The sequence below is a fragment of the Streptomyces sp. NPDC047886 genome, from assembly GCF_043204435.1.
Lineage (GTDB): Bacteria > Actinomycetota > Actinomycetes > Streptomycetales > Streptomycetaceae > Streptomyces.
Genome location: NZ_JBIDCF010000002.1, coordinates 488,517 through 513,215, shown reverse-complemented (window position 1 = coordinate 513,215; position 24,699 = coordinate 488,517). Strand labels below are relative to the sequence as shown.

General features: G+C 72.3%; 26 protein-coding genes. 16 read left to right on the top strand and 10 right to left on the bottom strand.

Features of this window, described 5'->3' with window-relative positions:
• Positions 1–80 precede the first annotated feature (80 nt).
• On the bottom strand, positions 81–671 hold the full coding sequence (locus ACGF5U_RS07990; RefSeq protein WP_392711251.1) for an N-acetylmuramoyl-L-alanine amidase: 591 nt from the start codon (positions 669–671) through the stop codon (positions 81–83).
• 341 nt (positions 672–1,012) lie between these two features.
• Here ACGF5U_RS07990 and ACGF5U_RS07985 point away from each other — a divergent pair, with 341 nt between their 5' ends.
• Both ACGF5U_RS07985 and ACGF5U_RS07980 read left to right on the top strand, forming a co-directional pair.
• Positions 1,013–2,437, top strand: coding sequence for a family 2B encapsulin nanocompartment shell protein (locus tag ACGF5U_RS07985; protein ID WP_392711250.1), 1,425 nt, complete (start codon positions 1,013–1,015; stop codon positions 2,435–2,437).
• A gap of 84 nt (positions 2,438–2,521) precedes the next feature.
• Positions 2,522–3,709: a family 2 encapsulin nanocompartment cargo protein polyprenyl transferase gene (locus tag ACGF5U_RS07980; protein WP_392711248.1), complete on the top strand. Its 1,188-nt coding sequence runs from the start codon at positions 2,522–2,524 to the stop codon at positions 3,707–3,709.
• Positions 3,710–4,003: 294 nt separating this feature from the next.
• Here ACGF5U_RS07980 and ACGF5U_RS07975 read toward each other — a convergent pair whose 3' ends face one another.
• Complete coding sequence (locus ACGF5U_RS07975) at positions 4,004–4,579, bottom strand: TetR/AcrR family transcriptional regulator (RefSeq protein ID WP_392711246.1); 576 nt, start codon at positions 4,577–4,579, stop codon at positions 4,004–4,006.
• Positions 4,580–4,709: 130 nt separating this feature from the next.
• On the opposite strand from ACGF5U_RS07975, the gene ACGF5U_RS07970 reads away from it, so the two are divergent.
• The 3 genes from ACGF5U_RS07970 (at position 4,710) to ACGF5U_RS07960 (ending at position 6,327) form a co-directional block, all read left to right on the top strand.
• Positions 4,710–5,294, top strand: a complete 585-nt coding sequence (locus ACGF5U_RS07970) for a dihydrofolate reductase family protein (RefSeq protein ID WP_392711244.1) — start codon at positions 4,710–4,712, stop codon at positions 5,292–5,294.
• A gap of 54 nt (positions 5,295–5,348) precedes the next feature.
• The gene (locus ACGF5U_RS07965; RefSeq protein ID WP_392711243.1) at positions 5,349–5,729 is read left to right on the top strand and encodes a hypothetical protein; all 381 of its coding nucleotides are present in this window, start codon (positions 5,349–5,351) and stop codon (positions 5,727–5,729) included.
• Positions 5,730–5,880: 151 nt separating this feature from the next.
• Positions 5,881–6,327, top strand: coding sequence for a DUF6304 family protein (locus ACGF5U_RS07960; RefSeq protein ID WP_392711242.1), 447 nt, complete (start codon positions 5,881–5,883; stop codon positions 6,325–6,327).
• Between the two features lie 81 nt (positions 6,328–6,408).
• On the opposite strand, the gene snpA is transcribed toward ACGF5U_RS07960, so the two are convergent.
• Positions 6,409–7,116: a snapalysin gene (gene snpA, locus ACGF5U_RS07955; protein WP_392711241.1), complete on the bottom strand. Its 708-nt coding sequence runs from the start codon at positions 7,114–7,116 to the stop codon at positions 6,409–6,411.
• A 198-nt stretch (positions 7,117–7,314) separates the two neighbouring features.
• Here snpA and ACGF5U_RS07950 point away from each other — a divergent pair, with 198 nt between their 5' ends.
• The gene (locus ACGF5U_RS07950) at positions 7,315–8,538 is read left to right on the top strand and encodes a LysR family transcriptional regulator (RefSeq protein WP_392711239.1); all 1,224 of its coding nucleotides are present in this window, start codon (positions 7,315–7,317) and stop codon (positions 8,536–8,538) included.
• Positions 8,539–8,545: 7 nt separating this feature from the next.
• Here ACGF5U_RS07950 and ACGF5U_RS07945 read toward each other — a convergent pair whose 3' ends face one another.
• Both ACGF5U_RS07945 and ACGF5U_RS07940 read right to left on the bottom strand, forming a co-directional pair.
• On the bottom strand, positions 8,546–9,436 hold the full coding sequence (locus tag ACGF5U_RS07945) for a hypothetical protein (protein WP_392711238.1): 891 nt from the start codon (positions 9,434–9,436) through the stop codon (positions 8,546–8,548).
• Between the two features lie 86 nt (positions 9,437–9,522).
• Positions 9,523–10,587, bottom strand: coding sequence for an alpha/beta hydrolase family protein (locus tag ACGF5U_RS07940; protein WP_392711237.1), 1,065 nt, complete (start codon positions 10,585–10,587; stop codon positions 9,523–9,525).
• Between the two features lie 161 nt (positions 10,588–10,748).
• Here ACGF5U_RS07940 and ACGF5U_RS07935 point away from each other — a divergent pair, with 161 nt between their 5' ends.
• Entirely contained in the window at positions 10,749–11,774 is a 1,026-nt protein-coding gene (locus ACGF5U_RS07935) for a LysR family transcriptional regulator (RefSeq protein WP_392711235.1), read from the top strand.
• Positions 11,775–11,794: 20 nt separating this feature from the next.
• On the opposite strand, the gene sodN is transcribed toward ACGF5U_RS07935, so the two are convergent.
• Positions 11,795–12,190 carry a superoxide dismutase, Ni gene (gene sodN / locus ACGF5U_RS07930; RefSeq protein ID WP_392711234.1) on the bottom strand — a complete coding sequence of 132 codons (396 nt, stop codon included), beginning with the start codon at positions 12,188–12,190 and terminating at the stop codon, positions 11,795–11,797.
• 162 nt (positions 12,191–12,352) lie between these two features.
• On the opposite strand from sodN, the gene sodX reads away from it, so the two are divergent.
• Positions 12,353–12,778 (top strand): nickel-type superoxide dismutase maturation protease, encoded by a 426-nt coding sequence (gene sodX / locus ACGF5U_RS07925; RefSeq protein WP_392711232.1) that lies wholly within the window; start codon positions 12,353–12,355, stop codon positions 12,776–12,778.
• On the opposite strand, the gene ACGF5U_RS07920 is transcribed toward sodX, so the two are convergent.
• The gene (locus tag ACGF5U_RS07920; protein WP_392711230.1) at positions 12,682–13,311 is read right to left on the bottom strand and encodes a CGNR zinc finger domain-containing protein; all 630 of its coding nucleotides are present in this window, start codon (positions 13,309–13,311) and stop codon (positions 12,682–12,684) included. The two genes, sodX and ACGF5U_RS07920, sit on opposite strands and share 97 nt — an antisense overlap.
• Before the next feature lie 83 nt (positions 13,312–13,394).
• Here ACGF5U_RS07920 and ACGF5U_RS07915 point away from each other — a divergent pair, with 83 nt between their 5' ends.
• Entirely contained in the window at positions 13,395–14,156 is a 762-nt protein-coding gene (locus ACGF5U_RS07915) for a class I SAM-dependent methyltransferase (RefSeq protein ID WP_392711228.1), read from the top strand.
• Between the two features lie 161 nt (positions 14,157–14,317).
• On the opposite strand, the gene ACGF5U_RS07910 is transcribed toward ACGF5U_RS07915, so the two are convergent.
• The 3 genes from ACGF5U_RS07910 to ACGF5U_RS07900 are packed head-to-tail and all read right to left on the bottom strand — an operon-like array spanning position 14,318 to position 17,101.
• Complete coding sequence (locus ACGF5U_RS07910; RefSeq protein WP_392711227.1) at positions 14,318–15,094, bottom strand: amino acid ABC transporter ATP-binding protein; 777 nt, start codon at positions 15,092–15,094, stop codon at positions 14,318–14,320.
• Complete coding sequence (locus ACGF5U_RS07905; protein WP_392711226.1) at positions 15,091–16,089, bottom strand: amino acid ABC transporter permease; 999 nt, start codon at positions 16,087–16,089, stop codon at positions 15,091–15,093. Before ACGF5U_RS07905 ends, ACGF5U_RS07910 begins: the two co-directional genes overlap by 4 nt.
• A gap of 46 nt (positions 16,090–16,135) precedes the next feature.
• Complete coding sequence (locus ACGF5U_RS07900) at positions 16,136–17,101, bottom strand: ABC transporter substrate-binding protein (protein ID WP_392711224.1); 966 nt, start codon at positions 17,099–17,101, stop codon at positions 16,136–16,138.
• Positions 17,102–17,727: 626 nt separating this feature from the next.
• On the opposite strand from ACGF5U_RS07900, the gene ACGF5U_RS07895 reads away from it, so the two are divergent.
• From ACGF5U_RS07895 to ACGF5U_RS07865, 7 genes are all read left to right on the top strand, one after another.
• The gene (locus ACGF5U_RS07895; protein WP_392711222.1) at positions 17,728–18,951 is read left to right on the top strand and encodes an NADP-dependent malic enzyme; all 1,224 of its coding nucleotides are present in this window, start codon (positions 17,728–17,730) and stop codon (positions 18,949–18,951) included.
• A 222-nt stretch (positions 18,952–19,173) separates the two neighbouring features.
• Positions 19,174–19,752 (top strand): phosphoesterase, encoded by a 579-nt coding sequence (locus ACGF5U_RS07890; protein ID WP_392711221.1) that lies wholly within the window; start codon positions 19,174–19,176, stop codon positions 19,750–19,752.
• Positions 19,749–21,305: an alkaline phosphatase D family protein gene (locus ACGF5U_RS07885; RefSeq protein ID WP_392711220.1), complete on the top strand. Its 1,557-nt coding sequence runs from the start codon at positions 19,749–19,751 to the stop codon at positions 21,303–21,305. Before ACGF5U_RS07890 ends, ACGF5U_RS07885 begins: the two co-directional genes overlap by 4 nt.
• A 63-nt stretch (positions 21,306–21,368) precedes the next feature.
• The gene (locus ACGF5U_RS07880) at positions 21,369–22,334 is read left to right on the top strand and encodes a zinc-binding dehydrogenase (protein WP_392711219.1); all 966 of its coding nucleotides are present in this window, start codon (positions 21,369–21,371) and stop codon (positions 22,332–22,334) included.
• A 100-nt stretch (positions 22,335–22,434) separates the two neighbouring features.
• Positions 22,435–23,871, top strand: a complete 1,437-nt coding sequence (locus ACGF5U_RS07875) for a glycoside hydrolase family 5 protein (RefSeq protein ID WP_392711217.1) — start codon at positions 22,435–22,437, stop codon at positions 23,869–23,871.
• A gap of 32 nt (positions 23,872–23,903) precedes the next feature.
• A complete protein-coding gene (locus ACGF5U_RS07870) occupies positions 23,904–24,113 on the top strand; it encodes a helix-turn-helix domain-containing protein (RefSeq protein ID WP_056794174.1) in 210 nt (69 codons plus the stop codon).
• A complete protein-coding gene (locus ACGF5U_RS07865) occupies positions 24,113–24,688 on the top strand; it encodes a Clp protease N-terminal domain-containing protein (RefSeq protein WP_392711215.1) in 576 nt (191 codons plus the stop codon). Before ACGF5U_RS07870 ends, ACGF5U_RS07865 begins: the two co-directional genes overlap by 1 nt.
• The last annotated feature ends 11 nt before the right edge of the window (positions 24,689–24,699 follow it).

The window sequence follows — 24,699 nt, the reverse complement described above, 5'->3', positions numbered from 1 at the left end:
AGCCCGTGCGGCCCGGGCCGTCGGCCGGGGGCGGCCGGGGGCGGCCGGGCCGCCCCGAGCCGCCCCGGGCCGCGTCGCGGTCAGCTGAGTCGCTTGGCGATGCGCGTGCGCATCGAGGTCATCGAGAACCCGCGCGGGTCCACCTTGCCCGGCTGCCACTCGCGGTGGCCGATGACCGACCGGGCCGTCCAGCCGTGGTGGCGGCAGACCGCGGCGGCCGCCTTCTCGATCGCCTCCAGCTGGGCGCCGGGCCACGGGTCGTCGCCGTCGCCGAGGTTCTCGCACTCGAAGCCGTAGAAGTGGCGGTTGCCGTCGGTGTTCGCCTCGTTGTCGACGGGCAGGCCCTTCTCCGCGATGACGGCCCGCAGGACGTCGTCGTCCCCCGGCCCCGCGTGGTTGGCCCTGCCGTACCCGACCAGGTGGACTCTGCCGTCCTTGGTGATCACCCCGTGGCAGAGCGGCCCCGGGAGACCCGAGTAGCCGTCCCGGCAGATGCCGACGGTCCGGTTCGAGCCGCGCGTGGCGGTGTGGTGGATCATCACTCCGTGCACCGGGCCCCAGGGGCCCGTGTGATTGCGGTTGTGGGTGCGCCAGTCGCCGACCTGGACGACCGTGAGGCCCTCGTCGCGCAGCGCGTCGAGGAACCTGCTCGCGGACATGGGTGGGGCCATGGCCGACTCCTTCGTGGTGGGGCGTGGGCGGGGGCACGCGGGACGAGTTCGTACGGGATCCGGCCCGTACGGACATCGGCCTGTACGGGCTCCGGCCCGCACGGGATCCGGCCCGTACGGACTCCGGCTTGTACGGGGACCTTGCCCACCGCGTCTCACGCCTCGTACGGCGAGCGATCGGATCCGGACAACCCGCGTGCTTCACGCCGGGACCGTTCGAAAAAGCGGGTTTGCTGCCCCGCGTATCTTCATTCAGTCCCACTCATTTGTGTAATGGCATCCTCACGACGCGTGCTGAAAGGCTTCTCCTGCAGGTCACTCCTTGATCGAGAGGGAAGTTCATGTCGGTTGGTTCGGTTGGTTCGGTCGGCGACGAGGTCCGGGCCGAGCAGGCGCCACCGCAGCAGAGTCTCGGCACGGCAGCGGCACGGAACCTGGCAACCACCACCAAGTCGGTCCCGCAGATGCAGGAGATCACCTCACGGTGGCTGCTGCGGATGCTCCCCTGGGTGCAGGTCCAGGGTGGTACGTATCGGGTGAACCGGCGGCTCAGCTACGCCGTGGGCGACGGACGGGTGACGTTCGTCCAGACCGGAGGGCGGGTCGACGTCATCCCGGCGGAGCTCGGCGAGCTGCCCGCGCTGCGGGGGTACGCGGACGACGCGGCGCTCACCGAGCTGGCGCAGCGCTGCGCCCAGCGGGAGTTCGCCCCCGGTGACGTGGTCGCCACCTCGGGGGAGGCGGCGGACCGGGTGTTCCTGCTGGCGCACGGCCGGGTCGAGAAGGTCGGCACCGGCCCGTACGGGGACGAGGCGGTCGTCGACGTCCTCGCGGACGGCGCGTACTTCGGTGAGCGGTCCCTGGTGGACGCCGACGCGACCTGGGAGTACACGCACCGCGCGGCCACCGCGTGCGTGGTGCTCGAGCTGACCCGCGCGGACGTGCTGAACCTGGCGGAGCGGGCCGGTTCGCTCGCCGCCCATCTCGCGGGCGTGGCGTCCGTACCGCACCAGCGCACCAACAAGTACGGCGAGAAGGCGATCGACCTGTCGGCCGGTCACGTCGGTGAGGCGGTCGTCCCGCACACGTACGTCGACTACGACCCCTCGCCGCGCGAGTACGAACTCAGCGTCGCCCAGACCGTGCTGAAGGTCCACAGCAGGGTCGCCGACCTCTACAACCAGCCGATGAACCAGACCGAGCAGCAGTTGCGGCTCACCGTCGAGGCGCTCCGCGAGCGCCAGGAGCACGAGCTGGTCAACAACCGGGAGTTCGGTCTCCTCGCCAACTGCGACTACGGGCAGCGGCTCCAGCCGCACGACGGCGTACCCAGCCCGGACGACATGGACGAGCTGCTGTCCCGCCGGCGCGGCAACAAGCTGTTCCTCGCCCACCCGAAGGCCATCGCCGCGTTCGGGCGCGAGTGCAACAAGCGGGGGCTGGTCCCGGAGAGCGTCGATGTCGCCGGGCACCAGATCCCCTCCTGGCGCGGGGTGCCGATCTTCCCGTGCAACAAGATCCCGATCTCCGACGCCCGCACCACCTCGATCCTCTGCATGCGTACGGGCGAGTCCGACCAGGGCGTCGTCGGACTGCACCAGACGGGCATCCCGGACGAGATCGAGCCCAGCCTGTCGGTCCGGTTCATGGGCATCGACGAGCAGGCGATCATCTCGTACCTGGTCACGGCGTACTACTCGGCGGCCGTGCTCGTGCCCGACGCGCTCGGTGTGCTGGAGAACGTGGAAGTCAGCCGCTGGCGGTGACAGCCCCCTGACAACGGGTACGGGCGGGGGAGCCGACAGCGCGGCACCCCCGCCCGCACCACCCCCTCAGCAGAGGAAGTGACCGTGACCACGACCAGCACGGATACGACACCGACGGCCGCGACGCCGACTGCCGCCGCGACGCCCACGCCCACGGCCGCGACGCCGACCGCCGTCCCGACGCCGACCGCCGCCGCCGCGACGGCCGGAGGCAGTCCCACCGGTACCGCCGAGTCCCCTGCGTCCCGCACGACGCCGGCCACTGCGGCGGCGCTCCTCGACCGCACCCGGACCGCCGTCACCCCGCGCCTGCGCTCCGCCGTCGAGACCCTGCCCGGCCGCATACGCCGGGTCGCGATGTACCACTTCGGCTGGGAGCACGCCGACGGCACCCCGGCCGCCGGATCCGCCGGCAAGGCGATCAGGCCCGCCCTCGTCCTCGCCTCGGCCCGGGCGCTCGGCGGCCACCAGCACGCCGCGGTGCGCGCGGCGGCCGCGGTGGAGCTCGCCCACAACTTCACGCTCCTCCACGACGACATCCTGGACGAGGACCCGACCCGCCGCAGCAGGCCGACGGCCTGGACCGTCTTCGGCGTTCCGGACGCGCTCATCGCGGGCGACGCGCTGCACGCGCTCGCCCTGCGGCTGCTCGCCGAGGACGCGCACCCGGCGGCCCCCGCCGCTTCGGCACGGCTCGCCGCCTGCGTGATCGAACTGTGCGCGGGCCAGCAGGCGGACTGCGCGTTCGAGGACCGGGGCCCCCGCGAGGTCTCGCTGGACGAGTGCCTCACCATGGCGACCGCCAAGACGGGGGCGCTGCTGGGCTGCGCCTGCGCCCTGGGCGCGCTGTACGCGGGCGCCGACGAGGCGGAGGTCGCGGCGATGGACGCGTTCGGGCGTGAGGCCGGCCTGGCGTTCCAGCTGATCGACGACCTCATCGGCATCTGGGGGGACCCGGAGCGCACGGGCAAGCCCGTCGGCGCGGATCTCGCCGCGCACAAGAAGTCGTTGCCGGTCGTCGCCGCGCTCGGCTCCGGCACACCCGCCGGTGACGAGCTGGCCGAGCTGTACCGGCGCCCGGTGCTGGACGGGCGCGACGTACGGCGGGCCGCAGAGGCCGTGGAGCGGGCCGGCGGCCGTGACTGGGCGCAGGCGGAGGCCGCCGACCGGATGGGTCGCGCGGTGCAGCAGCTGTCGCGCGCGGTGCCGGACCTGGCGGCTGCCGGGGACCTGCTGGCGCTGGCGGAGTTCGTCACGCGCCGCACCACCTGAGGCGTCCGCGACGCGCAACCGCCCGTCCGTCGCCGTCCGCCCCCGTAAGGCGGGTACGCCCGTACCCTCCGAACGCCTAGGCCTACGCCTACGCCGTTGTGCGCCCGTGCGCCCGTACGCCCGTACGTTGGCACGCACGATCGCTCGTACGTGGGCCCGTACGGCGCTCCGTGCGACGGCCGTACGACGACGGCCCGCCGGGCTGGACCTTCGGGGTCCACCGGCGGGCCGTCGCCGCTTCCTGGCCCCGGGAGCCTCCGCCCGTACGCCGTACGCCGTACGCAGTACGGCCGCTCAGGCTCCCGGCAGGACTCGGGAGACGATCCCGTCCACGACCCGGTCCAGCTCCTCGGCCGGGAGCATGCCGGGCAGCGTGAAGTGCTCCAGGAGCAGGCCCGTCATGGCGAGGTACAGCACCAGGACCGTGTCCGCGTCACCGGGCAGCCCGGCCCCCAGATGGAACTGGATGTTCCGGTCGAGTTCTTCGCGGACGACCCGGTTGAGTTCGGCCTGGAGCGCCGGACGACGGGTGGCCTCCAGCCGTAGCTCCAGCATCGCCAGATAGCCGGTGCGTTCCTCCGTCATCCGCCGGACCAGCCACTTCATCAACTCGGCGACCAACTCCCTGCTGGGCTCCGGCCGCATCGCCGTGTCGACGGCCTCGGCGGCCGGGGTCATCCGCGCATGGATGCGGGAGCCGGCCTGGGTCAGCAGGTCGTCCCGGCCGGCGAAGTAGTTCGACGCCGTGCCCGGTGGCACCCCGGCCTGGGCGTCGACGGCCCGGAAGGTCAGCCCCCGGGCTCCGTCCCTGGCCAGTACGTCGATGGCGGCGTCCAGCAGGGCGATGCGCCGCTCAGGGTTTCTGGCCATGCGGCCCCTCTCGTGTCCGAGAACGCCTCTGAAGCGCGTCCGAAAATCGTCGTGCGCGACCACTACGCTTGGAGCACTATATCCATAGTGGTTGGCCGATAGGGCCGGCCCAACCGACCGAAGGACCCTCTTGCGCAAGCTCACCTACCTCATCGCCTGCTCGATCGACGGCTTCATCGGGGACCCGAAGGGTGACGCCTCCTCGATGTTCGTCTTCGCGGACGGGGAGTACGCGGCCTACCTCGGGACCGAGTACCCGGACGCCCTGCCGACCGCCGGCAGGGAGGCCTTCGGTGTGGCCGGGGCGCCCAACAGGCACTTCGACACGGTCATTCAGGGTCGTGGCAGCTACCAGCTCGGTCTCGACGCCGGAATGCCCAGTCCGTACGGGCACCTGCGCGAGATCGTGGCGTCCCGCACGCTCGGCGATTCCCCGCACCCGAACGTCGAGATCGTGAACGGCGACCTCGTCGCCCGCGTCCGGGAGCTCAAGGCCGAGGACAGCGAGCTCGGCATCTGGCTCTGCGGCGGCTCACAGATCGCCGGTGAGCTGCTCGACGAGATCGACGAGCTGGTGATCAAGACGTATCCGCAGGTGTACGGGTCCGGGATGCCGATGTTCGGGGCCGGGTTCGCCGTCACCGACTTCACGCTCGACGGGGTGCGCGCCTTCGACAACGGCGTGGTCGTCCGTACCTACAGCCGGAAGCGCTGACCCGGCGGGAACCGTCGACCCGGCGGAAATCGCCGACCGCCCTATCCTGGAGGCATGGGCACTGAAGGGCGCCGAACCGTCAGCCGCTCGCGGACGAGCCGCGAGCCCGTGTGCCCCGCTTGCGGGCAGGCCGTCGGTACGGCCATCAAGAAGCGCAAGATCCTCGGCGCGTGGGTGCCGGTGTGGACACCGCAGCCGTGCCACAACCCCCGGTGTGAACGCTTCGGCAGAACGCCGGGTGGTCTGGGGAAGCGCCGGCCCGAGCCGGACCGCGAAGCGGATCACGAACCCGACCGCGAACCGGACCGCGAGTCGGCTCACGAACCGGACCGCGAGGCGGGTCACGAACCGGACCGCGAGTCGGCTCACGAACCGGACCGCGAACCGGACCGCGAACCGGGTCACGAACCGGGTGACAACGCCAAGACCGGCTGAAGTCCGGCGCGCACTCCGCCGGACATCCGCTGGACATCCGGCGGACATCCGGCTGAAGTCAGGCGCGCGTCGAGCTGAAGTCCGCCGGAAGTCTGGCCCTGAGGGTGACCGCCCGCACGCTGGAGGCAGTCATACCGCTACAGTCCGCGCCATGTCATCGGAGTCGACGGAAGTCTGGACCGGCTGGTACCGGGACCGCCGGGGTGCGGAAGCGATTGTCATCACGTCGGACGGGCGGCGCATCGCCACCCGCATCAGGGGTGTGGAGTACGCGGGGGAGAGCTTCGCCGGGCTGCGGGCGGGCGAGGAGAACGGCGGCCTGCCGTTGGCCGGTTGCGTACTGGAGTGGGACCTGCCGCTGCCGGTCGTCATCGGCGGGGTGACCCAACGGGGCACCCTCAGCTGTCTGTTGGCCCTGGGTGAAGCGCTGTCCGACGGCTCACCCGAGCGGGTGGACCTGCAACTGACCCTGCACTGCGGGGGAGCGGCGTACGAGTCGGGCCTGGCGGGAGGCGACTTCGACCAGGCGCTGGACCGCATCCTGCGCCAGCTCCCGCCCGGCACCCGGTTCGACCGGTCCCTCGTGGTCGCGGCCTGACGCCCCGGCATCCTCCCATCGGAAAGGCGCCCCGCGGGGAGCGGGGCGCCGTCGTTCCCACCTTCCCTGGCGGTCGGCAGGTCAGGAGACCCTGGCCAGTGCGGCCGCCAGGCCGTTCCGCCACAGATAGTCGACCCGTGACCGCTCCTGCGCGTTCGGTGTCGCGTTCTGGCACGAAGGACCGGGGCCGCCGCCGGACATCAGCTCGCTGCACGGACCCGAGTAGTGGTCCGGCAGGCCGAGCACATGCCCCGTCTCATGCGCGGTGACGCGCGTCGAGTTGTAGATCTGGTTCTGCCGGTAGTCGAGGAAGATGTAGCCCCGGCCGTGGCCGTCGGTACTGGCGTACGAGCCCCGGGAGTCGTTCCCCTCGTAGTAGCGGAAGTCCGGGTTGCCGCCCTCCTGGAGCTTCACGTTGCTGACCGAACTGTTCCAGATCTGGGTGGAGCGGGCTATCTGCGTACGGAAGCTCGGGGCGTTGGCCGCGGAGTAGACGACGGTCACGGCCTGGACGCCGGGTGTCGCGGCACGCTTCTTCGCTACCGACTCCATGACGGCGTCGAAGAACGCCCTGGTGGCCTTCGCGTCCTCCGTGGAACCGGAGTACGCGGCGTGCCCGGCCGCCGCGGTGACGGCGGCGGCGGTCGCGGATGCGGCGGCGGAGGCCGTGGACGTGGCGGCGGTGGCGGAGGCCGTGGACGTGGCGGCGGTGGCGGACGCGGCGGGTACGGTCGCGAGCGCGGCGGCGACGCTCAACGCGGCGGCCAGCGCGGCCCTGGGGTGTCTCATGGGGGGCTCCTACTCGTCCTGAACGGTTGGGTGGACGCGTTCGGTTGGAGAGAGTGTCGGGGAGCCGCCGCCCCGGACGGATGATGTCAAGGGGCGATAGCACGACCGCATCACCCCGACCAACTCCCTTTGCATTCAGGGAAATTGGCGTGGTCAGGGTGTCTGGTGCGGCGCAGGGTGCCGCCCTACGCTCAGGGCATGGAGCTGGAGGTCAGACATCTGCGCGCGCTCTGCGCCATCGCCGACGCGGGCAGTCTGCACAAGGCGGCCAGACACCTCGGGATGAGCCAGCCGTCCCTCACGACCCAGCTGCGGCGCATCGAGAACGCGCTGGGCGCCGCGCTCTTCACCCGGGAGCGCACCGGCTGCCGCCCCACCCCGCTCGGGCTGGCCGTACTCAGCCGCGCCCGCCCGCTGGTCGCCCAGATGACCGCCCTGGTCAGCGAGACGAGGGCGGCCGCCGCGCGTGCCGACGGCGCCCGGCTGCGCATCGGCTCCACCGCGAGCCGGGTCCTCGCGGGCTGGCTGCGCGGGCTGCGGCAGCGGCTGCCCGGCACGGACATCACGCTCCACATGGACGTCTCGGCGAACGCGCTGCTGCGGGCCGTCGCCGCCGGACAGCTCGACGTCGCGTTCGTCCACGAGGTCGAGGGCTGCCCGCTGCGGGTACCGGCCGGCCTGGAGCACCGGGTGCTCGTCGAACGGGAGCCGCAGTTCATCTCCATGGCCCGGGACCATCCGGCCGCCGCGGCTCCCGTCGTGGACGTCCGGGATCTGGCAGGCGACCGCTGGATGGTCGACCCGACGGTGGACGGCGAGTGGGACGGTCTGCGCCGTGTCCTCGCCGACGCGGGCATCGACCCGCCGGTGCTGCACGCCGACTACCACACGGCGGCCTCGCTGATCGTGGTCGGCGAGGCGGTCGCGCCGTGCCAGCCGACGTCGGGCCCGCGCGACGACATGGCGATCAGGCCGCTGCGGAACGACCCGCTGGCCGTACGGCTGCTGCTGTACCACCGCCCGGAGACCTCACCCGCCCTGCCGACGACCGCCCCTCCGGCGACGACCGCCTCCGCCCTACCGACGACCGCCCCTCCGACGGCCGCCCCCAATCCGCCGACGACCGCCCCGCCGACGACCGCCCCTCCGGCGACGACCGCCTCCGCCCTGCCGACGACCGCCCCTCCGACGGCCGCCCCCAATCCGCCGACGACCGCCCCGCCGACGACCGCCCCTCCGCCGACGACAGCCCTTCCGACGTGTGGCACGACGCGCGCCGCGCCCTGCGGTACCGTCCGCGACGCGGTGTACGGCGCGGTGTACGACGAACTGGCCTCGGCCTACCGGGAGGCGGCGCTGCGCACCACCGCGTACCGCCAGTGGCTCCTGCGCCACGGAAGCCCGCTCCCGCGCGCCTCCTGACCCCGGCTCAGTCCTTCTGCAGGTCGGCCAGGGCCTCCTTGGTGTCCTTGACGAGCCACTCACGCACGTCCTTCGCCTCCGGCGGCTTCACCTTGCTGTCGGGGCCGCCGCCGAACCAGTCCCACTGCATCTCGTACGTGAACCAGCCCGACCGCACGGCGAGCATCATGCTGCCGACCGTGTCGTCGCCCTCACCCCGGTACTCGGTCACCAGGAACGCCTCGTCGCCGAGGTCGTCCACGGGCAGCGTCTTGTACCGGTACCGCTCCTTGTCGGTCGTCTTGTCGCGGTAGGCCCAGTACGACGACGCGAACTCACCGGACGGGTCGGTCGCCTTGTGCCAGGTCGCCGACGTCCGCACGTGCACACTCGTGTAGTCGTTCTCGGTCGCCTTGGGGTCCTCCAGGCTCCGGGAGCAGTAGCTCTCGTCCAGGCCCTCCTGCTGGGAGGTGTACCGGGCGTCGGAGTCCTTGAGCCGGTAGTGGCCGCGGAAGGCGTTGAGCGGGGCGACCGCGCACAGGTTCTGTTCGTACGCGTGCCCGCCGAAGTCCGGCTTCGCGGCGGCTGTGCCGCCCTCGGTGCCGCCGAACGTGCCGGTCGCGAAGAGCGTCGTCGCCCACACCGCCGATGCGACCACCGCACCGGCGACCCCGAGCAGCCACCCGGGTACGGACCGCCTGCCCGGCCCGCCGCCCGGTCCGCCGCCGAACCCACCACCCGGTCCCCCCGGCCCACCCGGTCCCGGTCCACCGGGTTGGCCACCCGTGCCAGGGCCCCCGGCCTGCGGTGGGAACGGCTGCTGGGCGTACGGGTTCGGCATCGGCGCGGGCACGCCGGGCTGCTGCTGCGGATAGGCGGGCTGCTGGTACGGGTTGGGCTGCGGAGCCGGTGTCGACATGATCGGCAATGTATCGGGGGCCATGGCGTGCGATCGCGAAGGGGTGGGCGGCGAAGGAGTACGTACGCGATGGAGCGTGGCGGCGCTCACGCCACCCGGGCGGCCAGCCAGTCCGCGGTGGCGGGCAGCCAGTCGGCCCTGGCGTTGCCCAGCAGATGGTCGCCGTGCGGGACGAGCTGCCGGGTTCCGTGCGGCACCGCCCGTGCGAGCGCCGCCCCGCCCACGACACCGGGTATGACGTCCTGGCCGCCGTCCACCACCCGCAGGGGACAGGCGATGCGCTCGGCGACGCCGCGCAGATCGATCCGACGGACGAACTTCTCGGCTTCCGCCACGGAACCGGCGCGCTCCGTCAGCGTCTCGACGACGAACTGCGGCAACTCCTCCCAGATCAGGCGGTACGGCCCGCTGACCGTCGCGGCCGCGCGGACGCGGCTGTCGTACGCGGCGCCCATGGCGGCGTAGTAGCCGCCCAGGCTCATGCCGATCAGGGCGAGCCTGGTGGTGTCCAGGCCGGTGCCGGCGTCTCCTTCCAGCGCGTCGATCGCCTCGCCCAGGACCCGCGGGTAGTCGGGCGTCGGCGGCTCGGCCCCCGCCAGGACCCCCTGACCGGGCCCGTCCATGGCGAGTACGGCGACACCGCGCCTGAGGAGCTCCTCCGCCACCCCGTGGAACTCCTCCTTGCCCGAGTCGAGGCCGGGGACCACCACGACGACGCCGGGCCGCCGCGCCCCTCGCGCCGTCTGCTCCGGGCGCCGCAGCCACCCCGCGAAGCCGGCGCCCTCGACCCGTACCGCATCCGGCTCCAGCAGGGCGAGCGCCCGGCGCATCGCCCCGTCCGCCTCGGCGGCTGCCCGCGCGAGCAGGTCGCCGTCGGGGTGCGGGAGCAGCGTCGCGCAGTGGAACCAGCGGGCGGCGTGCCGGCAGGCGTCGCCCGCCGACACCCGGTTGCCGTCGGCCGCGTACGCGTCGGCGGCGGCCAGCCGGGCGCGGCCCTCCGCGCGGAACGCCTCGGGCCAGTCGTACAGCGAGCCGAGCGCCGCCGTCACCCGGTCGTAGGCGAAGAGGTCGAGGCCGGCGCCGGCCGCACGGGACCGGTTGAGCGCCGTGAACCGGCCCAGGGCGCCGGGCAGGTCGAGGGAGGAGGTCATCGTGTCTCGTTCCAGAGGGGTACCGGTGCACCGGTGTACGGGAATGGCGTCCGCACGGGCCGCCGTGCGGGGTACCCCAGCACACCGCGCACCGCGCCCGGCGGTCCAACAACCACCGCACACCGTCCGACCACCATCCGTTGTCGCCTAAGGTGAGCAGCGTGGACGCGGACCTGGATCTGGATCTCGCGCAGGTGCGCGCGTTCGTCGCGGTCGCCGGATCACTCCACTTCGGCCGGGCCGCCCGCGAACTCGCGCTCAGCCAGCAGGCGTTGTCCAAGCGCGTGGCCCGACTGGAGGCCGGGCTCGGCGTCCGGCTCCTGGAGCGCGGCGGCGGCACGGGCGTGCGTCTCACCGACGCGGGCCGGCGCTTCCTCGAACCCGCCCGCCGCGCGCTGGCGGCCGGTGACCTCGCCGTCGCCGCCGCGCGCGAGGCGGTGCCGCCCCTCCGCATCGACGTCTGGGGGCATCTGTACGAGCCGCTGCGCACCCTCGCCCCCGTCCTCGCCGCCGCGCCCGGCCTCGCCGTGGAGACGGGCACCGGACGCGACTACCCGTCCGTCGCCGAGGCGATCCGGCGCGGTGAGGTGACCGCGGGCCTCGGCCGGGTGCCCACGCGCCCCGGCGGCCGCGAGGTCCCGGACCTCGTCCACCGTCCCGTACGGCTGGAGCCGGTCGACGCGGTGGTCAGCGCGGCGCATCCGCTGGCGGCCGCCCCCCAGCTGCGCCCCGCGGACCTGCGCGACAGTGTCCTCCGCTACCCGGCGGACGCCGACCGCCTGGACTTCCTCACCCGGTTCGCCGAACACTTCGGCGTCGCTCGCGGAACGGCGGGCCCCAACCTCGGGCTCGGGCCCTTCCTCGACGCGATACGGGACGATCCCGCGTGCTTCTCGCTGTTCCCGGCGGACGCCGCCCCGGCCGCCGCACCCGGAGTCCGCTTCATCCCCCTGGCGCACCCGACCCCGCTGTACGCCTGGTCGGTCGTCTGGTCCGCCGCCCATGAGCCGCCCGCCCTGACCGAGCTGCTCCACCTCTTCGCCCGCACCGCCCGCACCACCCGCTGGCTGGAACGCGACCCGTCCCGCGACTGGCTCCCACCCACCCCCGACGCGCCCGCCGCCCGCCCCCGCTCCCCGGGAACGCGCGAGGACCCGGCCGTGCGGGACGGCCGGGTCCTCGGCTGACTTCCGGGGTTCCGGAGTGGTCAGGCCTTCTTGGTCTCCTTGAAGATCCGGTCGATCTCGGCGATCAGCTCAAGGGCCTTCTGGCCGGTCTTCGGGTCCGTGGACGCCTTGGCGGCGGACAGGGCCTTCAGGGTGTCGTTCACGAGCTGGTGCAGCTCGGGGTACTTCTCGAAGTGCGGCGGCTTGAAGTAGTCGCTCCAGAGCACCGAGACGTGGTGCTTGGCGAGCTCCGCGCGCTGCTCCTTGATGACGGTGGCGCGGGCCTGGAAGTGCGGGTCGTCGTTGGCGGCCATCTTCTCCTGGACGGCCTTGACCGACTCTGCCTCGATACGGGCCTGGGCAGGGTCGTACACACCGCAGGGCAGGTCGCAGTGGGCGCTGACCTTCACCTTCGGGGCAAACAGGCGGGAGAGCATTGAGCTGTCCTTCCTCGTGATCGTCTTCTCAGGTGGGACATTACTCGGTGGGAGACCCGTTTTCGCGGGTGCCCCCGGGGGCTTAGGACAAAAGTCCAGGTTCACCATGGGACTCGTGGACGAACCCGACGAAGGTCGGGGAGGAAGGACGGGAGGCGCCGGATGGCGGACCAGGGGCGGGAGCCGAGGGCGGCGTTCGGGATCGCCGAGGTGACCGGGCTGTCGATGGTGCCGACGCTCCGGCACGGGGACCGGCTGCTGGTGCACTACGGGGCGGTGCTCAGGCCCGGGGACGTGGCCGTGCTGCGGCATCCGCTGCAGCAGGACCTGCTCATCGTGAAGCGGCTCGTGGAGCGGCGGGGCGCCGGCTGGTGGGTGCTCGGGGACAACGCGGACGCCGAGGTGGTGGACAGCCGGGCGTTCGGGGTGGTGCCCGGGGAGCTGCTGCTGGGGCGGGTGCGGGTCCGGTACCGGGGGATCCGCCCCGGGCGTCAGCGGTCCTTGGGCGTCGTGCTGTCCTGGCTGGTGTCGGCGGTGCGGCCGGTGCTCAGCGACCGTTCGGTCTCCAGGCGTTTGCGGGCCCGGTAGGCGGCGACGTTCGCCCGGGTCGCGCAGCGGTCCGAGCAGTACCGGCGGGAGCGGTTGGTCGAGGTGTCCAGGTACGCGTTGCGGCACGGGGCCGCCTGGCACAGGCCGAGGCGGTCGGCGCCGAGCTCGGTCAGGTGGAAGGCCAGTCCCATCGCGGCGATCGCCGCGTAGCCCGCGGTCGCGTTCGACGGGTGGTCGGCGAGGTGCATGTGCCAGCGCGGGTGTCCCTCGTCGTCCAGCAGGTCGTGGCCGGAGATCTGCGGGCTGACCGGGAACTCCAGCAGGAGCGAGTTCAGCAGGTCGACGGCGAGTGCCTCGTCGCCGGAGTCGGCCGCCGTGAAGACCGCCCGCAGGCGGGCCCGTACGGACCGGAACCGGGTCACGTCCGCGTCGGTCGCGCGCCGGGCCATCTGGGTCATCTCGCCGAACAGTTCGCGCACCGCCTCCACCGAGCTGAGGGAGTCCTTGTTGCGCGCCGGCTCCTCGGTGTTCACCAGTCGCACGGCGTAATCCGAGTAATAGGCGAGTTCCACTTGTAGTCCTTACCGGAGCGGTCTAGGGTCGTCAAAGCAAGAGTAAGAGATCAGGGACGGTCAAGGGTGTTACGGAGGATGCGATGAGCGAGGCGACGGCAACCACCGACTGGCGGGCCTGGCAGCGCAGCTGGGACCGGCAGCAGGAGTGGTACATGCCCGACCGCGAGGAGCGGTTCCGGGTCATGCTCGACATGGTGGAGGCGTTCTGCGGCCCCGCGCCCCGGGTGCTCGACCTCGCGTGCGGCACCGGCAGCATCACCGACCGGCTGCTCACCCGGTTCCCCGACGCCACCAGCACCGGAGTCGACCTCGACCCGGCGCTCCTGGCCATCGCGGAGGGCCACTTCGCCGGCGACGACCGGGTACGGTTCGTCCGCGCCGACCTCCAGGACCCCGCGTGGACGCGGGCACTGCCGTACGCCACGTACGACGCCGTCCTCACCGCCACCGCGCTCCACTGGCTGCGCGCCGAGCCGCTCGCCGCGCTGTACGGGCAGCTCGGCGCACTCGTCCGGGACGGCGGTGTCCTGATGAACGCCGACGGCATGCCGGACGAGACCACACCCCGTATCAACGCCGCCGAGCGCGCCCACCGCCATGCCGCGATGGACCGCGCCCGTGGCGAGGGCGCCGTCGACTGGGCCGAGTGGTGGGCGCTCGCCGCGAAGGACCCGGTACTGGCCGGGCCGACCGCCGAACGCTTCGCGATCTACGGCGAGCACGCCGATGGCGACAGCCTCTCCGCGGCCTGGCACGTACGGGCCCTGCTGGCGGCCGGGTTCGCCGAGGCCCGCACGGTCTGGGCGTCCCCGTCCGACGCCCTGGTCCTCGCGCTGCGCTGACCGGCCGCGACGTACGCGGAGCCCACAGGATCCGTGAGGCCCGTGAGGCACGCGGGGCCCGTGAGGCACGCGGGGCATGGGAGACACGCGGGGCATGGGAGAGGGGCGGTACGGGGGTCCACCACCCGTACCGCCCCTCTCACCGCGGCCCACCGTGTCGGTCAGAGCACCTTGGAAAGGAACGCCTGCGTACGCTCGTGCTGCGGGTTCGTCAGGACGTCCCGCGGGTTGCCGGACTCGACGACCACGCCGCCGTCCATGAAGACCAGCGAGTCGCCGACCTCCCGGGCGAAGCCCATCTCGTGCGTGACGACGACCATCGTCATACCGGACTCGGCCAGGTCGCGCATGACGTCCAGGACGTCACCCACGAGCTCCGGGTCGAGCGCCGACGTCGGCTCGTCGAACAGCATCAGCTTCGGCTCCATGGCCAGCGCGCGGGCGATCGCCACACGCTGCTGTTGGCCGCCGGAGAGCTGCGACGGGTAGTGCCCCGACCGGTCGGCCAGGCCCACGCGGTCGAGCAGCTTCAGCGCCCGCTCCCGGGCCACGGCCCTGGACTCCCGCTTGACCTGGACCGGCGCCTCCATGACGTTCTCGACGGCGGTCATGTGCGGGAACAGGTTGAAGCGCTGGAACACCATGCCGATGTCCCGCCGCTTGAGCGCGACCTCGCTGTCCTTCAGCTCGTACAGCTTGTCGTTCTTCTCGCGGTAGCCGACGAGCTCGCCGTCGACGTACAGCCGTCCGGCGCTGATCTGCTCCAGGTGGTTGATGCACCGCAGGAACGTCGACTTGCCGGACCCGGAGGGGCCGACGAGGCAGAACACCTCGCCGTTCTGCACCTCCAGGTCGATGCCCTTGAGGATGTGCGCCGCGCCGAACGACTTGTGCACGCCCTCGGCCTTGACCATGGGGCGGCCGGTTGCGGAACTCATACCTTGACCTTTCCGACCTCGCTCGGCACCCGGAACCGGGTGAACTGCGCCTTGATCCGCTGTAGCGGTGTCGGCGGCAGCGCTCGGTCGGAGCCGCGGGCGTAATACCGCTCCAGGTAGTACTGGCCGATGCTGAACACGGTGGTCAGCGCCAGGTACCACAGGGAGACCACGATGTAGCCCTCCATGATGGCCAGGGTCCGCGAGCCGAACTCACGACCCCGCAGGAAGAGCTCGCCGTAGCCGATGGCGAACGCCAGCGACGAGGTCTTCAGCATGTTGATGAACTCGTTCCCCGTGGGGGGAATGATCACCCGCATGGCCTGCGGCAGCACGATCCGCCGCATGGTCTGGGTGCCCTTCATGCCGAGGGCGTGCGCGGCCTCGGTCTGCCCCTGGTCGACCGACTGGATGCCGGCCCGGCAGATCTCGGCCATGTACGCGGCCTCGTTCAGGCCGAGCGCGAGGAGCGCCGCCACGAACGGCGTCATGACCTCGTTCATCTCGTTCTTGTAGATGAACCCGAGGTCGAGGGTCTGGAAGACCAGCGACAGGTTGAACCAGAGCAGGATCTGGACGATCACCGGCGTGCCGCGGAAGAACCAGATGTAGGCCCAGGCGACGGAGGAGAGCACCGGGTTCGGCGAGAGCCGCATGACGGCGAGGATCGTGCCGAGGACCACACCGATCACCATGGACAGGACGGTGATCTTCAGGGTCTCCCAGGCGCCCCAGGCGAAGGTGCCGTTGGTGATCTGCTCACCGACCACGCTCCACTGGATCTGCGCCCCGGCGAAGGCGTTCACCAGCAGGGCGAGGAGCGCCAGGACCGCCACGGTGCCGACCCAGCGGCCGTAGTGGCGTACGGGGATGGCCTTTATCGTCTCCGGGGGCACGGCGGGACCCTCCGGGGCGGAGGAGTCCCCGGGAGGGGAGGAGTCCCCGCCGCCGGGCGGTGTGCCCGCGGCGGAGTCCTTCTTGAGGGGGTCAGTCACGGAGTTGCCTTACTTGCGTACGTGAGGAGGACCGAGCGGCGGCGCGTCACTTGCCGGCGTTGATCGTGGCCTTCTCGATGGCTCCGGACTCGGCCTTCCACTTCTTCAGCACCTCGCCGTACGTGCCGTCGTCGATGATCTTCTGGACGGCGGCCTGGAGGGCGTCACGCAGCTCGGTGTTCTTCTTGCTGACGGCGATGCCGTACGGCGCCGCGTCGATCTGGTCGCCGACCACCTCGAACAGCTTGCCGCCGCCGGCCTCCAGCTCGTTGTAGAGCGCCACCGGGAAGTCGGTGATCACGGCGTCGGCGCGCTTCGTCTGGAGCTGGGTGATGGAGTCGCTGTCCTGGTCGGAGATGAACGGCTTGATCTTCTTGGCGCCGCACTTCTTCTGCTGCGCGTTCAGCAGGTCCTCGTTGGCCGTACCGCGCTGCGCGGCCACGGTCAGACCGCACAGGTCGTCCAGGGTCTTGATGCCCTTGGGGTTGCCCTTGTGGGTGAGGATGGCCGAGCCGGCCTTGAAGTAGTTGACGAAGTCGGCGCCGCCCTTGGCGTCGTCGGTCGCGCCCTGCTGGCGCGCCTTGGTGTCGGTCATCGACGACATGACGACGTCGTGGCGGCCGTTGTTCATGCCGAGGACGAGCTGGTCGAAGGTGGCGTTGGTGAACTTGAACTCCACGCCGAGGACCTTGCCCAGCTCCTTGCCGAGGTCCACGTCCACGCCGGCCGGCTGGTTGTTCTCGTCCATGAACTCCATCGGCGCGTACGCGATGTCCGAACCGACCGTGATGACGCCCTTGTCGCGGATGGCCTTCGGCAGCTTGTCGGCGAGCGGAGCGGCGGACGTCTTCGTCCCGTTCGTCTCCTTGTCCGTGGCGCCGTTCGTCTGGTCGCCACAGGAGGTGAGGAGCAGGGAGCCGGCGACCGCGATCGCAGCGACCGCGGCGGTCCGGGACGTCCGGAGCGTCCGGTTCTTCGCGGCGGTCGGGCGGCGGGTGGTGCTTGCGGTCATGGTCGGTTTCCTCCGGCGGGTGAAAGGAAGGCCAATGGGTCGGGCACGCACCATCGGGTGTCGCGACCTCGTGTGATTACGGCATCTTGCCATTCGGACCACGTCGAACAAGGGTCCCGGCATGTCAAAATCGGGTAACGGGTGACCCCCGAACCTCAAGAGGCCGCTGGATTCAGGCCGAACCTTCTGCGGGATCGATGTCCTGCTGCCGGAAAATCTCCGGTTGATCTCGCTATCCGGACAGGATTGCGGTTGCAATTGGGTGTCAGCCGGACGAGTCCACACATTCGCCTATGAGTCATGTCACCGACACGGCGGGCCACGCCCGGCCCCGCGGGTGCCGGCCGGGCCCTCCGGCCGCCCCGCGCGGGACCCCCGGGGGGTCCCGGAGGTGACGGTGTGCGGAAAATGGACTCGTCGGCGGCACCTCGCGTCGGGTAAGAAGGATCCTTACACCCCTCATCCGGGGCTCAGGGCGCGTGTGCGGCGCGCCCGCGCGTACGTACCTCCCCCTGCAGGCGGCGGACCTACCCGCCACGCGCAGGGAACGGACGCGGTGCCCGCCCACCCCTCCTCAACCAGGAGTGGCCACCCTCAACTGATGAAGACTTAAGGGGTCAACCCACATGGCAGCGGAGATCGTCAACCCTCGTAGCGACAGCGATACCGACAGCGGTACGCAGAATGCTTCCGACGAGCCCTTCGATCCGGCTTTCGCCCTCCACAGGGGCGGCAAGATGGCCGTTCAGGCCACGGTTCCCGTGCGGGACAAGGACGACCTGTCCCTCGCGTACACGCCCGGCGTGGCGAAGGTGTGCAGCGCCATCGCCGAGCGGCCCGAACTCGTGCACGACTACACCTGGAAGTCCCAGGTCGTCGCCGTCGTCACGGACGGCACCGCCGTCCTCGGCCTCGGCGACATCGGCCCCGAGGCGTCCCTCCCCGTGATGGAGGGCAAGGCCATCCTGTTCAAGCAGTTCGGCGGCGTGGACGCGGTGCCCATCGCGCTCGCCACGACCGACGCCGACGAGATCGTCGAGACCGTCGTCCGGCTCGCCCCGTCCTTCGGCGGAGTGAACCTGGAGGACATCTCGGCGCCGCGCTGCTTCGAGATCGAGCGCAAGCTCCAGGAGCGCCTCGACATTCCCGTCTTCCACGACGACCAGCACGGCACGGCCGTCGTCACCCTGGCCGCGCTGCGCAACGCCGCGAAGCTGACCGGCCGGGGCCTCGGCGACCTGCGCGCCGTGATCTCGGGCGCCGGCGCCGCCGGGGTCGCCATCGCCAAGTTCCTGCTGGAGGCCGGGCTCGGCGACGTGGCGGTCGCCGACCGCAAGGGCATCGTCAGCCGGGACCGCGAGGACCTCACGCCGGTCAAGCGCGAGCTCGCCGAACTCACCAACCGGGCGGGCCTGTCCGGCTCCCTGGAGAGCGCCCTCGCCGGCGCCGACGTCTTCATCGGCGTCTCCGGCGGTACGGTGCCGGAGCCGGCGATCGCGTCGATGGCGCCGGGCGCGTTCGTGTTCGCCATGGCCAACCCGAACCCCGAGGTCCACCCGGACGTCGCGCACAAGTACGCGGCGGTCGTGGCCACGGGCCGGTCGGACTACCCGAACCAGATCAACAACGTGCTGGCGTTCCCGGGCATCTTCGCGGGCGCCCTCCAGGTGCGGGCCTCCCGCATCACCGAGGGCATGAAGATCGCGGCCGCCAACGCGCTCGCGGACGTCGTCGGTGACCGGCTGGCCGCCGACTACGTGATCCCGTCGCCGTTCGACGAGCGCGTCGCCCCGGCGGTCACCGCCGCCGTGGCCGCCGCCGCCCGCGCGGAAGGCGTCGCCCGCCGCTGACACCCCGCACCGGCCCCCGCCGGTCCGGCCCCGAGGGCCGCGTCGCACCCCGCCAGGGGCCCGCGACGCGGCCCTTCGCGTCGCCTGCGGCGGGGCCGGGCCGGGTTGGACTTTCGCCGGGGATGCTTGGACCCGCCGCTCGGTGTTCGCGGTTCCTCTTCCGGACGTTCACGCACGGCTGCTGTGATGCGCGCGCCACACACCCCAGCACAGGAGGCGTGAGTGAATCTGGTCGTCAACGGTGACGCCGAGAGCGGTCCCGGAGGGACCCCCGAACCCGTCGGTACGGTGACCGGCTGGCGGGTCGTGGACGGCGCGCCCGCGCTCATCGCGTACAGCCACGGCGGGGGCTATCCCACCGAGTCCGACCCGGGCCCCGCCCAGCGCGGCAGCCGGTTCTTCTCCGGCGGGAACGCGCCCAGGACCGCGCTCCTCCAGGACGTCGCCCTGCCCGCGACCGGCACCACGGGCCAGGCGGCCGTGGACGCCGGAGCCGTCCGGTACCGGATCGCGGCCTGGCTCGGCGGCTACGCCGCGCAGGAGGACGGCGCCCGGCTCTCCGTGGAGTTCCGCGACGCCAAGGGCACCCCCGTCGCGCTGAGCGTCCTCGGCCCCGTCACGGCGGCCGAGCGGAAGGGCCGTACCGGGCTCCTGGAGCGCTCCGCCGGGTCCCTCGTACCGCCCGGCGCCCGGTCGGCCCGGGTCCTCCTCGTCCTCACCCGCACCGGCGGCGGCACGTCCAACGACGGCTACGCCGACGGGATCACCCTCACCCTGACCGCGACGGGAGCCGCCCGGTGAAGCTCAACCGACGCGACCTGCTCAAGGCCGCCGGCGCCGCCGGGGCACTCAACCTGGCCTGGCCGCTGAGCGCCGGGCTCTCGCCCGCGCAGGCCCGGGAGGCCGCCGAGGCGCTCGGCGCCGACTACGACCCGGCGCCCTTCACGCTCGGCGTGGCCTCCGGCGACCCGCAGCCGTCGAGCGTCGTGCTGTGGACGCGCCTCGCCCCCGAGCCGCTCGCCGCCGAGCAGCAGCTGCCCGAGGTCGTGGAGGTCGGCTGGGTCGTCGCCGATGACCCGGCGCTCACCCGGGTCGTCGCCCGGGGCACGGCGCCCGCCTCCGCGACGCTCGGCCACAGCGTGCACGTCCCGGTCGGCGGGCTCGCGGCGGGCCGCGTCTACTGGTACGCGTTCAGCGCGCTGGGCCGTACGAGTCGCGTGGGGCGGACCCGGACGGCACCCGTCGGGCCCGTACCCCGCGTCCGGTTCGCCGCCGCCAACTGCCAGGCGTTCCACGACGGGTACTACGCCGCGCACCGGGGCATCGCCCGCGAGGACGTGGACTTCGTCGTCCACCTCGGCGACTACATCTACGAGCACGGCCCGGTCGGCGGGGACCACGTCCGCGACCACGACGGCCCGGCCGTCCTCACGCTCGCCGACTACCGCCGCCGCCACGCCCTGTACAAGGGCGACGCGTCCCTGCGCGAGGCGCACGCCGCCCACCCGTGGTTCCTCACCTGGGACGACCACGAGGTCGTCAACGACTACAGCGGTACGGGCGGCGGGGCGCCGTTCCTGCAGCGCCGCGCCGCCGCGTACCAGGCGTGGTACGAGAACATGCCGCACCGCGACGGCGCGGCCGCGTCCGCCCTGCCCGACCCCGAGATCCACCGCGTACGCCGCTGGGGCGACCTGCTGGAGCTGACCGTCCTCGACCTGCGCTCGTACCGGTCGGCGCAGAACCTGGCGAACGGCACCATCCTCGGCGCCGGGCAGAAGTCCTGGCTCAAGGGCACCGTCGACCGGGCGCCGGACTCCTGGCACGTCTGGGCCAACTCGATCATGCTCAGCCAGCTGCGCGGCCGGCCGGGCGGCTCGTACATGTTCACCGACCAGTGGGACGGCTTCCTCGCCGAGCGGAAGGAGGTACTCGGCCATGTGCACCGCAGCGGGCTCGAAGACCTCGTCGTCATCACCGGCGACTGGCACTCGGCGTTCGTCGACGACATCCGGGTCGACTTCGACGACGTGTCCTCCCCGCTGGTCGGTACGGAGTTCACCGCCCACTCGGTGACGTCGGGCGCGTACTCGGCCGACTGGAACGCGGCCAACGGTCCGCTGATGGGCCGCGCCAACCCGCATCTGAAGTATTTCGAGGGCAACCGCTACGGCTACGACGTGTACGAGGCCACGCCGGAACGGTTCAGCACCCATATGAGGGTGATCGCCGACCGCCGTGACCCGGTGTCGCCGGTGACCACCCTGACGACGTTCCACATCGACCGGGGGACCACCGGCTCCTACGAGGACCCGGCCACGAAGGGCTCCCCGGCCCAGTGGAGAAGGGACTGACGGGACGTGATTCACACCGGTGTGTGGTTCCGCCACGCACCGGCCCGCCCTAGTCTCGGGGCCATGTTCGCTGCCTACGCCGCCCGTATCGACCGTGACCAGCCGCTCAACGGACTCGAACTGGGCGAACGCCCCGAGCCCGACGCGCGTCCCGGCTGGACCACCGTCACCGTCAAGGCCGCTTCCCTGAACCACCACGACCTGTGGTCGCTGCGTGGCGTGGGGCTCGGCGAGGACAAGCTGCCGATGATCCTCGGCTGTGACGCCGCCGGTCTCGACGAGGACGGCAACGAGGTCGTCATCCACTCGGTCATCGGCCAGACCGGCCACGGTGTCGGCCCCACGGAGCCCCGGTCCATCCTGACCGAGCGCTACCAGGGCACGTTCGCCGAGCGCGTCGCCGTCCCCGCCTGGAACGTGCTGCCGAAGCCGAAGGAGCTGTCCTTCGAGGAGGCCGCCTGCCTGCCGACCGCGTGGCTGACCGCGTACCGGATGCTGTTCACCAACGCCGGCGTACGGCCCGGCGACTCCGTCCTCGTACAGGGCGCGGGCGGCGGTGTCGCGACCGCCGCGATCGTCCTCGGCCACGCCGCCGGCCTGCGGGTCTTCGCCACCAGCCGTGACGAGGCCAAGCGCAAGCGCGCGGTCGAGCTGGGCGCGGTCGACGCGTTCGAGCCGGGTGCGCGGCTGCCGCGGCGGGTGGACGCGGTCATCGAGACGGTCGGCGCGGCGACCTGGTCGCACTCGGTGAAGTCGCTGAAGCCCGGCGGCACGCTGGTGATCTCGGGCGCGACGAGCGGCGACCGGCCCGCGCACGCCGAACTGACCCGGATCTTCTTCCTGGAGCTGAAGGTGGTCGGCTCGACCATGGGCTCGAAGGACGAGCTGGAGGACCTGCTGTCGTTCTGCGCCGCGACGGGGGTGCGGCCGGTGATCGACGAGGTGCTGCCGCTGGACCGGGCGCGGGAGGGCTTCGCGAAGATGGAGTCCGGCGAGCTGTTCGGGAAGGTCGTTCTCACGACATCCTGAGTCCGCCGCGTCACATCTCTTGATGGTTCGTCAGTTCTGCTGATGGGATCTCCGGCATCGCGCGTACGACCACCACGTCACGCCATGCCGGAGGTTCCTCATGCGTACCACCGTCACCACCGTCACCGCCGTCGTGCTCGGCGCCCTGCTGGCGACCGGCTTCACCGCCCCGGCCCCCGACCCCCACCTCGACCCCGCCGCCGTCCCCGCCTCCGTCGCCCCGCCGTCCGCCGTGGCGGCCAGGTCCGGTATCCCGCCCCTCACCGACGACCGGGGCCGGGTGCTCACGCTGCGCGGCTGGAACGTCGAGGACAAGACGCACCGGGGTGACCAGGCGCTGTCCGCCATCACCGAGCGGCACTTCCGTGACATGTCCGCGCGCGGCTTCGACTTCGCCAGGCTGCTGGTGTTCTGGGACGACCTGGAGCCGCGCAGGGGCCGGTACAGCGGCGCGTACCTGCGGAAGATCGAACGGATCCTGGACTGGGCGCACAAGCACCGCGTCCGGGTGGTGATCGACGCCCACCAGGACGTCTTCGGCCCGGCGTTCGGGCATCGCGGGGTTCCGGAGTGGGCGACCCGCACCGACGGCCTGCCGTTCACGCCGCACCCCGACGACTGGTTCGCCGAGTACTTCGAGCCCGCCGTGCAGCGCGCGTTCACCCATCTCTACGAGGACGAGGACCTGCGGCGCGCGCAGGCGCGGATGTGGCGGGTGCTCGCCGGCCGCTTCGACGGCCACCCGGCCGTGCTCGGCTACGACCTGATCAACGAGCCGATGGGGGAGCTGCGGCCGGGCGAGGACCTGCCGTCGGCGGCCCGGCGGATCGAGGCCGAGCTGCTCACGCCGATGTACAACCGGCTGGCGGACGCGGTCCGCGCGGTGGACGGCGACGCCTGGCTCTTCGTGGAGCCGACCCCGATCGTCGGTGAGGGCGTCCCGACCGGCCTCGGCCGGATCGAGGACCCGAAGGTCGTGTACGCCCCGCACTTCTACAACACCGCGATGGAGGCGGGCGCCGACTACGACCCGTCGGCGGGGTGGATCGAGGCGTACGAGGCGGCCGTCACCCGCTACCCGAGGGAGTACCGGGTCCCGGTCGTCGTGGGGGAGTGGGGCCCGCTGAACAACGCGCTGCCGAACATGGGGGCGTTCTACCGGGACGCGATGGCGTCGCTGAGCCGCTACGGCTCCGGGTGGGCCGGCTACGTCTGGTGCTACGGCGGCGGGTACTGCGCGGTGGACGCCGCGGGCGAGTTCCGTACGAACAAGGAGCGCACGGCGGCGCCCTACGCGCCCGCCGTCGCCGGGGCCGTACGGGAGGAGGCGCACGCGCCGGACGCCTACCGGCTGCGGTACGTGGCCGGGCGGGGCGTGACGGAGCTGTCCCTGCCGCCGGCCGCGCGGGGCTGGCGCGTGGTGGTGGAGGGGCGGGCCCGCGCGTCCGCACCGGTGGTGGCGCCGGGGCGGCGCGGCCGGGTGCTGGTGCGGGCCGTTCCGGGTGCGACGGTCACCGTGCATGTCAACCAGGGTTGACGGCTGCGCCCCTGTCAACGTAAGTTGACACCATGACGGAAGCGACCGATCTCGCCGCCCGCGCGGGCGACCGCGACCCCCGGGTGGGGCTGCGGGCCGTCGCCGCGCTGCGGCGGCTGCTGGAGCAACTGGAAGCCGTCCAGGTCAGAAGTGCCCGAGCGCAGGGCTGGTCCTGGCAGGAGATCGCAGCCGAGCTGGGGGTCAGCCGGCAGGCCGTGCACAAGAAGTACGGGAGGCATTGATGTTCGAGCGGTTCACCCCGGCGGCCCGAGGGGTCGTCCGGGGCGCCTTCACCGAGGCGGAGCTGACGGGCTCCGCCACCGTCACCGACGACCACCTCCTGCTGGCCCTGCTCGACGTGGAGGGCACGCGCACCTCGTTCGCCTTCGCGTCACTCGGCCTCGCGGGGCGCCGCGCCGAGGTGGCCGCCGCCCTGGCGGACGCGCGCCGGCGGGGCGGGCTGACGCGGGCGGACACGGAGGCCCTCGCGGGCATCGGCATCGACGTGACGGAGATCGTCTCCAAGGTGGAGGCGGCACACGGCCCCGGCGCGCTCGCGGGCGCCGGGCGGCCGAAACGGTGGCGACCGGGCAGCCGGCCGGTCTTCACCCGCCCCGCCAAGGACGTCCTGGAGAAGTCCCTGCGCATCGCGCTGGGACGCGGCGACCGCGAGATCCGCGACGACCACGTGCTGCTCGCCCTGGCCGCCCGCCCCGGCGTCGTCGCCGACGTCCTGGCGGAGCGCGGAGCGACGTACGCGGCCCTGGAACGCGCCATGTTCGGCACCGGTCCGGGCACGGCCGCCGAAGCGAGCTGACACCCGCCCGC